12 protein-coding genes are annotated in these 12,935 nt (G+C 54.5%); 5 read left to right on the top strand and 7 right to left on the bottom strand.

Annotated elements, in window-relative coordinates; translation table 11 throughout:
• Positions 1-205: 205 nt before the first annotated feature.
• The 7 genes from Poly41_RS31850 to Poly41_RS31815 all read right to left on the bottom strand — a co-directional run bounded on the left by Poly41_RS31850 (position 206) and on the right by Poly41_RS31815 (position 6,822).
• Entirely contained in the window at positions 206-1,960 is a 1,755-nt protein-coding gene (locus Poly41_RS31850) for an alpha-amylase family glycosyl hydrolase (RefSeq protein ID WP_231616119.1), read from the bottom strand.
• Positions 1,961-2,144: 184 nt separating this feature from the next.
• The gene (locus tag Poly41_RS31845) at positions 2,145-2,399 is read right to left on the bottom strand and encodes a GlsB/YeaQ/YmgE family stress response membrane protein (protein ID WP_146531418.1); all 255 of its coding nucleotides are present in this window, start codon (positions 2,397-2,399) and stop codon (positions 2,145-2,147) included.
• A gap of 53 nt (positions 2,400-2,452) precedes the next feature.
• A complete protein-coding gene (locus Poly41_RS31840) occupies positions 2,453-2,932 on the bottom strand; it encodes a hypothetical protein (RefSeq protein WP_146531417.1) in 480 nt (159 codons plus the stop codon).
• Between the two features lie 499 nt (positions 2,933-3,431).
• A complete protein-coding gene (locus Poly41_RS31835; RefSeq protein ID WP_146531416.1) occupies positions 3,432-3,644 on the bottom strand; it encodes a lipopolysaccharide assembly protein LapA domain-containing protein in 213 nt (70 codons plus the stop codon).
• Positions 3,645-3,766: 122 nt separating this feature from the next.
• On the bottom strand, positions 3,767-4,456 hold the full coding sequence (locus Poly41_RS31830) for an AIM24 family protein (RefSeq protein WP_146531415.1): 690 nt from the start codon (positions 4,454-4,456) through the stop codon (positions 3,767-3,769).
• Entirely contained in the window at positions 4,443-5,297 is an 855-nt protein-coding gene (locus Poly41_RS31825) for a bestrophin-like domain (protein WP_146531414.1), read from the bottom strand. Before Poly41_RS31825 ends, Poly41_RS31830 begins: the two co-directional genes overlap by 14 nt.
• 1,024 nt (positions 5,298-6,321) lie before the next feature.
• Positions 6,322-6,822 carry a hypothetical protein gene (locus Poly41_RS31815; protein ID WP_146531412.1) on the bottom strand — a complete coding sequence of 167 codons (501 nt, stop codon included), beginning with the start codon at positions 6,820-6,822 and terminating at the stop codon, positions 6,322-6,324.
• A 418-nt stretch (positions 6,823-7,240) separates the two neighbouring features.
• Between Poly41_RS31815 and Poly41_RS31810 the strand changes: the two genes are divergently transcribed.
• The 5 genes from Poly41_RS31810 to Poly41_RS34600 all read left to right on the top strand — a co-directional run bounded on the left by Poly41_RS31810 (position 7,241) and on the right by Poly41_RS34600 (position 12,718).
• Positions 7,241-8,809 (top strand): DUF4214 domain-containing protein, encoded by a 1,569-nt coding sequence (locus Poly41_RS31810; protein ID WP_146531411.1) that lies wholly within the window; start codon positions 7,241-7,243, stop codon positions 8,807-8,809.
• A gap of 65 nt (positions 8,810-8,874) precedes the next feature.
• Positions 8,875-10,149, top strand: a complete 1,275-nt coding sequence (locus Poly41_RS31805) for a redoxin domain-containing protein (protein ID WP_146531410.1) — start codon at positions 8,875-8,877, stop codon at positions 10,147-10,149.
• Between the two features lie 42 nt (positions 10,150-10,191).
• Positions 10,192-11,178, top strand: a complete 987-nt coding sequence (locus Poly41_RS34605; RefSeq protein WP_197231918.1) for a PstS family phosphate ABC transporter substrate-binding protein — start codon at positions 10,192-10,194, stop codon at positions 11,176-11,178.
• Between the two features lie 101 nt (positions 11,179-11,279).
• Positions 11,280-12,332: a YbaY family lipoprotein gene (locus tag Poly41_RS31800; RefSeq protein WP_197231917.1), complete on the top strand. Its 1,053-nt coding sequence runs from the start codon at positions 11,280-11,282 to the stop codon at positions 12,330-12,332.
• A gap of 245 nt (positions 12,333-12,577) precedes the next feature.
• Positions 12,578-12,718 carry a hypothetical protein gene (locus Poly41_RS34600; RefSeq protein WP_197231916.1) on the top strand — a complete coding sequence of 47 codons (141 nt, stop codon included), beginning with the start codon at positions 12,578-12,580 and terminating at the stop codon, positions 12,716-12,718.
• The last annotated feature ends 217 nt before the right edge of the window (positions 12,719-12,935 follow it).

Below are 12,935 nucleotides of genomic sequence, written 5' to 3'. Positions count from 1 at the left end.
TAGTCGGCTCGGTCACTCAACAAACGTTAGCAGACTCTCGTCCCGCGACAATTGCCCAAGTCTAATTTCCGTCGACCGTCAGTCTGCTGTCAGTCGTGGATCGACGGATCCGGTGATGCTGTGCAGCCCATTCGAGTGCGTCTCGCATCACGAAAGGTAATTGTCCCACCTTTCCGTCGAGAATCACCAGTATTGATTGCGGCCACTACACCTGACAGTAGATCAAACACGTGTAAGGGGCGATGCTTACCAACGCGTGACACGGAAGTCCGTCGTACCATCCCGGAAAAGCTTCCACATCACTGCTCGGATGATCGCTGAAGGCGGTGCTGTACCCCTGCCAGGCGCTGTTCAGGCGTAACTGCCATCGTCCTTCGCGAGGAAATCCAACGGTATACTCCTCTTTCGCAGCGGCCGAGAGGTTCACCAATACGACCACATCGTCACCAGGCCCGCCCTTGTCCCAGCGATGGAAGGCCAGGAGGTTCTGAGGATCATTAAGGTGATAGACGTTGATGTTTCGTCCGCATAGTCCACGGCTGTCGCCCCCTCGATTCAAACGCAGCCCAATCAGGTCACGATAGAGACGAACAATGCCCTGGAATTCCACATTCAGATGCCAATCGATCGGAACGTCGTCGCGAAACCAGCCTCCTTCGAGGAATTCCTGACCCTCAAAGAGCATAGGGATTCCTGGGGCGGTGAAGACTAAGCCCGCGGCCAATGAGGATCGCTTCTGTGCGTAATAGTCGTGCGGGTCTGTCGGGTCGATTTCCGAAGGCACGCGGGCCTTCCCATTGGCCACCTCATCGTGCGACTCGCTGTAGACAACTCGCTGAAAGGGGTCGCTGTTGTACGAATAACTTAGGGCGTCACGCACAGCGAACATTGAGCGAGACCGGTCGTCCGCTGCGATGACGGCAGCGCGAATCGGATGCACAAAATTTGAGTCCCACTGGGCTCCATATCCAGCGCCTCCCCATTCCACCGCTTTGGTGAGCCACTCATTGTGCTGCAAGTCTTCGGCGATGGTGATTCTGCCGGGATAACGAGCGCTGATTTCCAAGTTAAGCCATTGGGCCAAGCTCCATCCCTCGGGTAGATCGACTCCGGGATACACATTCCGCATGTACAGGGTCATGTCCATACGCAGCCCATCGACGTGGTATTCTTCGAGCCACATCAACGCGTTGTCGCGGATGTATTGGCGAACTTCTCCACGGCCGTAGTCGGGGCGGGTATTGCCCCACGGAGTCTCGCTACGCCAGTCGTTGTAGAAATAGATGCCACCCAGACCGTTCTCGCTCCAACCATCGAATTGCCACAGGTTCAAATCGCTCGGACCGAAGTGGTTGTAGACGACGTCCAGAATGACCCCGATTCCATGCTGATGGGCGGCTCGCACGAACTGTTTCAAACCGTTCGGTCCGCCATAGCTGCTTTCTACGGCGAACAAATGGGCAGGGTTGTAACCCCACGAGAAGTCACCCGCGAACTCTGCGATTGGCATCACCTGAACCGCATTCACTCCCAAACGCTTGAGATGCGGCAACCGCGCGATGGCATCTTGGAACGTACCTGGCGTACCCCCAGGCTCGTCGTTGAACGTGCCAATGTGAAGTTCATAGATTACCAGTTCATTCCAGGGCGGAAGCGTGTACGCGTCTCCGTCCCAGTCGAAATCTGGATCGTGGATGACGCCGTTGCCAATCGAGTTGGTCACCTGACGCGCGTAAGGATCGACACGAGAGAGTCGCTGCTCGCCATTGACGATGAGGTACCGGTATTCATTTCCGACCTCAGCGTTGAGCACGTCGGCATACCAGTACCCACCAGCTTCTGATTCCAACGGATTGGCCTCCGTGGACCAATCGTTAAAGTTGCCAATCACAGAAACTGAGGATGCATTGGGCGCCCAGACCCGAAATGCCACGCCGTGCTCACAAAGAATGGAGCCCATTCCGACGTGATGTCTTCCTTGCGTTTGCCTTGAGGCCATGGATTGAATTCCCACCTTGTGTGAAGTCGATCACTCCGCGATCGGATTCCAGGAGACTTGCCAGGTTCCGCGGCATCGCTTTACCGCGACCTGGCAAGGACCGAGGACTCTCGGGCCACCGAGGTGACGCATGATCAATTGGCAGTCAGCTTACTTTTCGTATCAGGCCGATCAGGAACAGCAAAATCACCGCACCAATCGTTCCCCCTGCAATCTCGTTCAACATTGGCGAGTTGAGCAAGTTGAAGTTCCCGAAAAGTGCTCCGAAAACCAGTGCACCAACGATTCCCACAATGATGTTACCGAGCAGGCCAAACCCATGACCCTTCACGATCTGGCCTGCCAGGAACCCTGCGACAGCGCCAATCACCAATGCAATGAGTAAACCAGTAAGATTCATAGCTCACCTCTCCCAGTAATCAATAGATTCAAGTAACAAAAGGATTTTCGGGCTTACTCTTGGGAGAGCCCAAGACCAGACTTGGCCGACTCCATGATTTCTTGGATGTGTTCGTCGACCTTGGCTTGCTCTACTTCGCCCTCTAAATAGTCACGCAAGGCGATAAGCTTCTCCTTGACGTTCGCAAGTGCAGTGCTGACGGATTCCGGTAGCTTCAAGTCCTCAGCTCTTTGCTCGATAGACGCAATCATTTCGGCCACTGCAGTCTTCAACTGCTCGGGAGTCTCCTTCAGTTCTTCCAGGTTGCCTAACTTGTCCTTCAGGGGTGCAAGATAAGCCTGAGCCTTCTCGCCCAGTTCGCTTGCCATCTTCTCGCCCTCTTCCACGACGGCCCCGACATCCTCGGCGACCTCCTTCGCGCTCGCTTCGACCGCAGACTCGGCTTCCTTCAATTCAGTTGCTGCTTCATCCTTGCTGCAACCGCTGAAGGACGTAACGGAAGCGAAGAGCGTGGCAAATGCGAGCTTTGTCATCGAATTCCGGAATTGAGTCATGATTCTTTCCTGTTGTTCGGGGTGTGAGAGATTTCGCGGACAGTAGTATAGAAGATGTGTGCTCAGCTTGCCGAAGGGCGGCAAGCCGTGCGAATTTGCAATCATCAGGTTAACGCGGGATCGAGACCATTCAAAGCCTTCCTTTGGGCGACAATTGCCTCCCCGCTAGCGGCAATGAACTCAATTCATCGGCCGCGTCGGCGAAGCCCAAAGCAGTCGCACGGAGAGGCGTCGAGCGTCGTTGCGGTCTGACAACCTTGCCAAAATGAAAGGTGGGACGACAATACTTGTTGGCCGCTTTGCAGCTTCAGGAGAGGTTAGCATGCCGTCAACTCCAGTTAATTTGAGCACCGTGTATTGAGCCGGCGATTGGCCATTGGTGCGAGTTTTCTGGGTACGAGTTTTCTGGGCACGCGAAGGCCGAAACCCGCGCGAAAACCGCCGGATCCCGAACGTTCTGGGAACAGTTTGTCGTTGATCATTCTCCTTTGAAGCGACGTTTAACTAGCTCCACCATTCCCCATCCGGTGAGCATCCCCATCACGTACGCGCCGATAATGATCAGGAATTTGGAGAGTTTTAACGACCAGAAGAGAAAGTCGACTTCGACGACCTGCAGATTCTGGGTCGCAAAGATGACAATTGCAACCAGGGCGATCGCCAACAAAGATGTGGTCAAGTAATGCATCATTTGAATCGTAGCGCAAAAGAGTTCGTGTCCAATTGAAATACTTCTCGCATCGAAGCATCTTAGCTCGCCGTTCAAACACACCAAAACCTGGCGGCGAAATTGTTCATTGCGGGGAAACCGAATTAGTTGAAAGTCTTTGCCGCAATCTCACTTTTTCGATCGTTTCGATTGAGGATCCGATACCGCCAGAATGGAGCTGGATTAAGCAGCAGCCTTCCGGTTCCTTCGTAGACACGAACCCAGCCTTCCCCGGCAGTCAGAAAACCAATGAAGTTGTCGGTGACGCGACGAACGCGGAAGCGGACGTCCCCAGTTCGGGCAATCACAAGGCTTCCGTCGCATACCACTCGTTCCCCTTCCTGCAGTTGGTGTTCGAAAACCGGTCCCCGGGTCGTCAATGCGACTCTTCCAACGCCCCGCACCCGGGTGAGCAGATAGACGGCGCCCTCGCCGGCTAGCACGCTTCGAGAAACCGGTTCCCGGTGAAAGCCGACTTCCACTGTTCCCTCGGAGGCCCAATATGCCCCGCGCTCCAGCAGCCACGTTTCGCCGTCCAGTTCCAGGACGTGGTAGCCTCCTAGGGAAGACTCCAGCGTGATCACGCCGCTGCCAGCATACAAGGGACGATAAATCGATTCGTTGGCCAGCCACGATTTCAGAACAGTGCCTATGGGAGGAATTACATTGGAATGAACGTGGATGTCGCCCACCATGTAATTTAGCGCGCCAGCCTCTACCCGGACACTTTCATTCTCGAGATGGATTTCAACGTAATGCGTCCCCTCCAGTTCTCTGACCTCAAACCTCGCCATCGTCAAGGCTCCCCCCGGTGAGAGTCGATGTGACCGGAATCGGTTCCGTCGCTTCTTCCAGCATGATGTTGTAGGTCAGTTCGAACGCGTTGGGTGAGATGCCGAATTCACGGCTTCGATAAGGGCGTTCGAGGACGGCGATGAGCAGGATTAAAGCACCCAGAAAGAAGGCCACCAGTCCGCCGAGAAACAGCTGAGTGAGGAACCGCATGTCGAACGACCACATCAGGGCAAAATTGATTAACGTTCCCACAAACACCACGTACCACATCACTGCAGGAATTGCCGTCTCGGCTGCGTTGCGTCGCTCAAGCCCCAGGTTGGCCATTTCTTCGTAATGCTCGATGGACAAATCTCGGATGAATTTTCCTCGTTCCGTGTGGTCGTCACGAGAAATAAGTTGCATGATTATCGGGTTCATGTAAACGTGGGCACCACGCGGGTGCTGGCCCTTTCGCAGCAGTGGCCACTCTTCGTTGATGATTCGCTGGCAATAGTCGCGAAGATCCGACCGAATTTCTTCGCTTTGCGGCGATGGGTATTCGCCAACGTAACGGTATAGCGCCAACATCGAATCCGCTTCTGCCTCGACCTTGGACTTGACATCGTTCATGTTTTGGTAGGCCGCTACCGTGATCAGGCTCATCAACAAGCCGTACAGGACTCCGAACGATGACACCACGGAGCCGACGATTTCGTTGTCGCGTCCATTTGAACGCACCAGCGATCGAAAAATCGGACGCAAGGCAACTGTGCCGATCCAATACACGCCCACGAAGACGATCGCCACCAGTGCGCACAACGCTTCGAGTGGAAGATCGTAGAGGAGTGTTGTTACCATGGACGCGTCTCCAGCCGTACCAACCTACCCATTCAACCGACTCCTGAAGACAAACCTGCTCCATACGGTCGATTCTGACTCAATTCGACCCCTGGAAGTTCTTTTACCTGCTGCTGGCAACAGCGGCACTGATAAAAACGCGATGTCCTCCGATGCTCAACCCGTCGTTCGCGTCCAAATATGTTGAGCCCCAATCGATGCAGCAGGATGCCGATTGCAGGGAAGCCGACCAAGACGAATAACGAGCTCCAGCGGAACGACGTCCAGAAGGCCCATAGAAATCCAGCTGCCACTATGAGTGCTACCAACAAGAGCGGCCAATAACCTTCTTGCGGTTCCAAATAGATCGCCGGAGGCTCTTCCCGTTCCACCCGCTCCTCACAGACATCACATAAGAGCTTGCCGTAGTACTCGCATGGCTGATTGGTGCACTTGTATTGGACCTCGCTGGGCAACACGCTAGCCCGGCAATGAAAACAGAACGAGTTCCGACACGTCGGACAGTGATAGGCCTCGCCGTCCACGCGTGACCCGCAAACGGGACACTTTTCCACGTCGCCCAAACGCTGCGGGGAATGCTTTGACGGAAGAGGATCGGCGTCTGGGATGCTCGGATCGCTCTGCTCGGTCACATGATCGTCCGGGACATGATCGTCCGGCTGATCTGGTCCCCCCACCCCTGTTTGCTGCTCTGGCTTCATTTACGAATGTCAAGGTACGCGTACTGGCAAAGCACCCCGTTAATGGGTGATGGCGAGCTGCCTCGCTTCATCGTATCCGCTCATTTAAGGCGAGTATAGGGGGACGAAAAGAGTTTAGAGTTTCGTCAAGTTCCCCCAACGTCGCCCCTTCTTCCGGATCCCGTGCATGGGGGGCCGACGATTACCGACATCCCGACTGCGGCTGCCGCGACATTCCAACGCCAGTGGTCTCCGCTGCAAAGGAGCGTGATGAGGTGTTGTTGGTTCAATCTATACCCTTCACCCATCACAGCAACGCACCCTCAGTCTCTCGATTATTACAGTCAATCCATCAGCAACACGAGAAACAAGGATCCTTCATGCACCAGCCTGGAAGCGATTAGGATTCCCGACATGGCATCGCCGTCACCGATCTTGTATACCTGTAGTTCCAAGACCGTATCGACATCAAAGGCCTTGCTTAGTGCCGCGTGAGCTTCGGTCGCGTGATCGTTGTTTTCGATCAGAAGGGAGACGGAAAAACTTGCACCAGGCTCGGAGATCGAGCGAAGTTCCGCCACGATATCACCTGCTTCATTCGGGGCCCGTTTGTACACTGTCCCCCACTCCGCCATCCAATTGTCCTCCCCGTACCGCTCCCAGAGTTCACCTGCGAAATGTTTGTATTTGGCCAGGGCCGCTTGTTCCAGGGTGCCTTCCGATACATCCATCGCATCGTAGAAAACGGAACTTCCGAATGCCGCTTGACTCGGTATTCCGTAGCATCGCTCAAGCTCCACAACGTAGTCAGGTTTTCCAGGAGTGCGTCTTGATTTTTTTGGCATGAGCTGCTCCTTTTGCAAAGTGTCTGCGTTCCGCCATCCTGTGAACAGGCAGGTGCGGGAACGGTGTATAAAACTCTGGAAAAATCACCAGCGGCGAGGTGACATTGCTTGGAGGGATTCGCCATAGAGTAGCCGAAGCGGGGCATCGATCGTGGCATTCATAATTCCCCAGCAATATCATTACCCGGCGATGTCGCTTTGGTTTCGCTTGCCAACGGTAGTTATGGCGTTAGAATCCTACCGTGGGCGGTTTCAGCTAGCGTTTTTCCGAAGTTTCGCTGCATGTCAAACATCTCTCAAGGTTCTTTCTGCTGTTCGATCTTCTGACCAACCTAACTGTCGCTTATCGGGAATCAAAACGCGACCATAACGGTCAAACACGTTCAGCCGCAACCTTGCCGACCAGGTGGATAGGATATTGATTTTACAACACCGACTACTATTGGCACTGTTGATCATGTCCGTGAATCATGGGGCTTCGGTTGCACCTATCTATGGGTCAGATTTAAGTGAGTTCTTGCGTGCGGTATTCGAGGACCACCACCAACGCTCACCGACCGGGGCTGAAATCAACCATTATTCAACTTTGTCACGAAACGCCGGACCGTTGGAGAGTTATGTCGCCATGGTTGGTTCGGACGACTACTTCATCAGCCAGTGCCAACGGGATTCGCAGGTTTACATAAGGCGGCTCTACCAACTCTTTCTACACCGCGATCCTCAGCCGGATGAATTGCGGTTTTGGGTGAATCAGTATCAATCCAGTCGAGTCGACCGTGTCTCGTTCGTGCAGCAGTTTTGTCAAGCGAACAACATCAGTTCAGTGCCGGGGTCACCAATGCCTTACCGGCCGGCGTCTAAGCCGTCCAGCAATGTCGTGTATTCCGCTGATGCCCTGCTCACGAAGGTTCGCTTGTTGACGAGGATCGCGACCGGAGAGTTCGGAGGCACTTGGTTTGGGAGAAATCTGCTGTCGGCGACAGCGAGCTTGCAAGCTGCCACTTCCCAATTCCGTGATACCGTTAGTTCTGGCGACAGCACTCGGCAGCAGATCAAGATCGCTGCTGATAACTTGGAACGCGCCCTGCAACAGGTTGAGTCTCAATTTCGTGCAGTGCCCTCTGCGTCCGATCAGTGCAGAAATCTGCTTTGGGAGATCTCGGAACTCGTAACGGCGTTGCAAACTGCCAATGTGTCGGTGCCGATCCGTCCGACGCCCGTTTCGCCGTTGCAGCAGAATGTCAACGGGCTAATGGTGTCGTTGAAAGAATTCGCTTCGTCCTTGTCGGCATTTCAGCATCTATCCCCGGCCTACGCCAACCTAAATCGAGACCTAAACGGCTTGTATGTGCAGGCTCAGGGCCTTGCGGCGATGCTGCAAACAACACCTCGACAATCTGACTTGAGCCGTGTCGTCACCAGCATGAACATGCAGGGCCGCGATATTGGTCGACAATTACTTCAGTCCGACTCTCGACTTCGGCAGGGCTGGTGGGATGTTCAGCATCAACTCGAACAAGTGACTGTCTCCGCGGGAACTGGCGGAGATTTTTACGTGACGTCAGGACATCCTGTGATCATTAACCGTCCCAGCTGGGACCGGCTTCCTGGGCAAGTCAGCCCGGGTCATTATCCTTCGGCCCAGAATCGGCAAGTCGTTAGTGACGCCGATCGCTTGTTGTCTCTTCTCGACAACTACGTCGGTTCACTGCGGCCGCTCGTCTCGCGAAATCGCGACGTAGCGACGATGACCAACCAAGTGCTCGATTTGCGTCATGAAGTTCTCGTCCTTCGTCAGAAGGCCGCCTCAGGAGCATTCGGATCGCAGCTTCGGTACGCTTCCAGAGATGTCCTTCGGCAGTACCGTGATGTTGCTAGTAAGACGTTCGCCCGAATGGTTGCGAACGATTCGACGCTCAACTCGCCTAGCTGGATGCAGATCGGCCAGATTGCCTACCAGATCGACAAACGTGTTCTTGGAGGTTGATCAGATTTGCACGGATATCCTGTGCGCTGACTAGTTCAACTTTGTTTCTGTTGGAGTTTGCAGAAGTGATAGTAAAACGAGTATTGCTGGCGGTTTTGATCTATGCCGCCTTGTGGAGTCCTGCGGTCGCACAGTCTGAAACGAGTAGCGAACCGATTTCAGTCGATCCCGACGTTCATAAACTGGATCTGATCAGCCAGCGGATGGAAGCCTACATGAGTGCGATGCCAACTTTTGAGGTGGAAACCAAGGCCCGCTGGACTCTGGATAGGGACAATCGGAAAGTCCGCGATTCCCGATGTTCGCTCAAGGTTCGTCATCCCAGCTCGTTCCACTTAAGGGTTGGCTCCGAGGCCGTTGGCGATGCATGGCTGGATTGTGTGAGCGATGGCAAGACGATCACACGTCTCTATCGCACGAAGGAACTCGACATCTTCTCGAAGCACGAGGGAGGACTGAAAGAGATTTTAGATGACGCGATGACTTACAGCAGTGTGAAAGGCAGCGGGCTCGATTTGCTTGTGCGTCCTGACCTGCACTCGCACCTCATGACCTCGGTGACCCAGGTCAAAGATCTGGGTGAAGAGCTTCTGGGAGGGCAGAGAGCTCATCACTTCTCGGCCATGTGGTACGACGATTCCCAAGTTGATTTGTGGATTGCGGCCGAGCGCGAGCCGTTGCTGCTCCGCTGGCAGCGACGTAGAAAGCTGGACTTGGGCGACGACCAGCCCCGCGAAGTCAAAATTGACTGCAATTTGACCTGGACGCCTCACGCTGATTTGCCGGACGAATTCGCTGACATCTCCATTCCCGCTGAAGCGGCCCAGGTTAGCGATATACAACACTATTTGATGGAAGGTCGGACGACGGAGTTGCTTGGTCAGCCGGCACCCCGCATTGACTTGAAGATGCTCAGCGGGAAATCGTGGCAGCTCAGTCAGCACCGCGATCAACACTTCGTCGTCTTGTTCTTTTTCGCCTCTTGGGCAGCTCCCAGTACAAACGGCATGCCTGCTGTGCTTCGTTTTGTGGAGGAATATGAACAACAGGGGGTCGTTTTCTACGCAATTGACGTTGGCGAGGATGCAGGGTCCGTGCGTACTTTTGTGGAAAAGCAAGAGTACACGCACCCTGTCGTCTTAGACCCGAAACAGCAAGCCACCGCAGCCTATCGCATCACTTCGCTCCCGGTGACAGTCTTGATCGGCAAGAACGGAACGGTTCAAGCAGTACACGTTGGGACTTCACCCGAGGAACGGAAGTTAATCCGAGCTGACATGGAGGCGTTAGTTGCTGGAAAACAATTGGTTACGGCCGAGCAGCAACAGGAGCAGCAATAGAAGATCGGCGGAACTTATCGATACGGAGGAACCAAGTCAGCCATGAGTCCTATCGCGAAAACGGTTGTGTATTGGGTACTTGCTCTGACGTTCGCGTTAAACAATATCCCTGCAAGTGCTAACGATGACGACTTGCCAACACAAGCTGCGCCATACGTACCTCAGAGTCCGCTCACGGGCGAGATTCGAATCGTTGGCAGCGAAGCGATGCAGCAACTTGCGGTTCTATGGAAGCGTGGTTTCCAAGCTTTCCACCCAGACGTCGAGTTTAGGATCGAATGTCAAACCACGAACGAACCTGTCAGTAGACTGGCTCCTTCGCAGAAAGTTGTGCGGTTAAGCGGTCATGATTTATTGAACCGAGATGAGAGCCAATCCGATAGCGAAACCGGGATTGAGACACGAGCGTGCCTCGTCGGCCAGGAGATATTGGCAGCGGTAGTGCATCCGGACAACCCAACGGTGAGTCTGAAATGGGCTCCCAGCGTCCAGCCAAAGATTCTGAGCAAAGGCGACGAGATGGCGACCACCTGGGGGCAATTGGGGGCCTCGCCGAAGTCGGAGCCGATCGTAATTTCTTTGTACGGTCCAGACCCCTCGCAACCCAAATATGCTTTTGTCGAGGAATTGCTGACCAGTGGCTCTGGGGAAAAACCTGCGATGATCTCAACGCGTTCCAGCCAAGAAATGCTCGCCGCGGTCGGAGAAGATCTTGGAGGAATCGCTTTCCACAGCGTCGCAAGAGGACGCCCCGCCGATGTCAAGGTGCTGCCATTGACGATCGACGGCACAACGTTGGATCCTTTTCGTCCCGAGGCAATCGAAGCTGGGTATCCGCTTGTCAGGCCCGTCAGTGTTGTCGCTGCAGTCGATGAGTTCGGAGATTTCGATCGTCTTACCGATCAATTCATCCGCTATGTTCTCAGTCGGGATGGCCAACTCGATTTGATCAAGGATGGCTATTTTCCGCTATCTCAAGAGCAGTTGCATCGTCAAGAAATCAAGCTCGGTTGGGAGGTGTTGAAGTGAGGTCGCGACCGTCATACGAAGCGTGGTTTGGACCGACTCGCGCCAGCAGGTTCTTGGCACCGGTTTTGGCCTGCACTTTCCTTGCCTTGGAGTGCCAATCGGTGACGTGGGCACAAAGTGGACGAGACCGTGACGCGTCTCGTGGTCAACTCACGGTGCCGGGCATTCAGCCGAATTACGTGCCGCCCGCTGGTTTTCCGAACCGCGAATTCAAGCTTGGCATTTATGGGACAAACACGGAGACCGGCGTATTGATCGATCGAGTCGTGCCGGGAGGGGCAGCCCAGCAGGCCGGATTGGAGGCACGAGATACAATCGTCACCGTCGCAGGATATCAAGTTGGTACGGTAAACGGCCGGCTGTATGACCTGGGCGATGAACTTTCCCGTCGGGTGGATGCAGGCCGCCGAGTAACGCTTTTGGTTAGGAATCACCGCAACAGCCGACTCACCAATGTCCCCGTAAACTTTTCGTCAACCTTGACTGTCATCGAAGGCTCTGTCCGATCGACGGATCGCCGCCCCTTGTCCCGTGGTCATTCTCTCGTTGTAAGACTGTTGGACGTGACATCGCCGGGTTGGAACAACGTCGTCATCCGCCTGCAGAATCTTGGTTCTCCGGTCAGATGGCCGGTCAACTACCGGATCGAAGTTGACACAATGACGACCAAGCCCCGACACCGGTACGCTGTCGACGCGCAGATTCTGCGGCAAGGCTCCATCGTCAGCAGCAGCGGTTCGCCACGTCCCGTGACCATCTCCGCCGGAAAGATACGCGCCGATTTGACTTTGGTAGGTGCACCCACTCCGCTTCCCGAGCGTTCGCCCCTCGATCAAATCCAAGAGTGGTATCAGCGATTCTTGGGACGCGCTCCCACGGGGCGAGAAGTTTCCGTGTGGCAGAGTGAATTGGCCCGCGGTCGGTCATTGAACGAAGTCGAGGCGTCGATCTTGGGTAGCAGCGAGTTCTTTGATCGGAATCATAACGATCCCGACCGATTCATTGATGAAACTTATCGACAACTGAAAGGTTCGGTACCTACTCCAGCCCAACACCAAGGGTTGCGTGATCGGCTGGGAGATCAGGATGGACAGCGTCTTCCCTTTGCCTTGGATTTGCTTCGAGAGGGCAATCAATCGGACCGCTCTCGATAAGCGACCTTGATCGCGTGGTATCGTTCTCTTTTCCCTGCATCATTTGTCCGTTTGCACGCGGAATGACGTCAGCTAACGGCTACGAGTTTACGTTAGGCCACTTCCGCTCGAACATGCGCAACCTGCAGCGGTTGAGTCTTTGAAAGAGGCGACGGCCTCAACAAAATAGGTTCTCCTGGTTTTGTTTACTAAACCTAAACACGGCGTAGCCGTTTGCCTCGCCAAACCACCAGGAGAACCCAGTGATGTTGTACGTCGCCATCGACCAACATGCTAAGCAAATCACCGTTTGTGTCCGCAATGAGGACGGGGAGACGGTGTTACGTCGGCAAGCGAGTACTCGCCCCGAAAAGTTCACGGCTTCCTCCGCCAGTTCACCGAAATGAATGCTGATTTTATGGCGATCCTCGAGGTATGCAGTTTCAATGACTGTCTGATCGAGGAACTTCGGAAATGGAAATGTCGCGAGACTGTGTTGATCCATTCAGAAGAGCCTTCCAAGAAGAAGACCGATCGGCGGGCTGCTCAGAAGCTCGCCAGAATGAAGCTCGCCAGAATATTGTAGATCAATCGTCACCGGATCGCAGACGGACAAATCGTGCG

The sequence above is a fragment of the Novipirellula artificiosorum genome (genome assembly GCF_007860135.1).
Classification (GTDB): Bacteria; Planctomycetota; Planctomycetia; order Pirellulales; family Pirellulaceae; genus Novipirellula_A; species Novipirellula_A artificiosorum.
Note: the sequence above shows the minus strand (reverse complement) of the source record. Positions and strands in the feature narration are given on the sequence as shown.

Excerpts from the sequence above, each read along its gene's own strand:
- Poly41_RS31840 (WP_146531417.1), bottom strand. The coding sequence starts at position 2,932 with ATGACAAAGCTCGCATTTGCCACGCTCTTCGCTTCCGTTACGTCCTTC.
- Poly41_RS34600 (WP_197231916.1), top strand. The coding sequence starts at position 12,578 with ATGTTGTACGTCGCCATCGACCAACATGCTAAGCAAATCACCGTTTGT.
- Poly41_RS31830 (WP_146531415.1), bottom strand. The coding sequence starts at position 4,456 with ATGGCGAGGTTTGAGGTCAGAGAACTGGAGGGGACGCATTACGTTGAA.
- Poly41_RS34605 (WP_197231918.1), top strand. The coding sequence starts at position 10,192 with ATGAGTCCTATCGCGAAAACGGTTGTGTATTGGGTACTTGCTCTGACG.
- Poly41_RS31845 (WP_146531418.1), bottom strand. The coding sequence starts at position 2,399 with ATGAATCTTACTGGTTTACTCATTGCATTGGTGATTGGCGCTGTCGCA.
- Poly41_RS31815 (WP_146531412.1), bottom strand. The coding sequence starts at position 6,822 with ATGCCAAAAAAATCAAGACGCACTCCTGGAAAACCTGACTACGTTGTG.
- Poly41_RS31835 (WP_146531416.1), bottom strand. The coding sequence starts at position 3,644 with ATGATGCATTACTTGACCACATCTTTGTTGGCGATCGCCCTGGTTGCA.
- Poly41_RS31850 (WP_231616119.1), bottom strand. The coding sequence starts at position 1,960 with ATGGGCTCCATTCTTTGTGAGCACGGCGTGGCATTTCGGGTCTGGGCG.
- Poly41_RS31825 (WP_146531414.1), bottom strand. The coding sequence starts at position 5,297 with ATGGTAACAACACTCCTCTACGATCTTCCACTCGAAGCGTTGTGCGCA.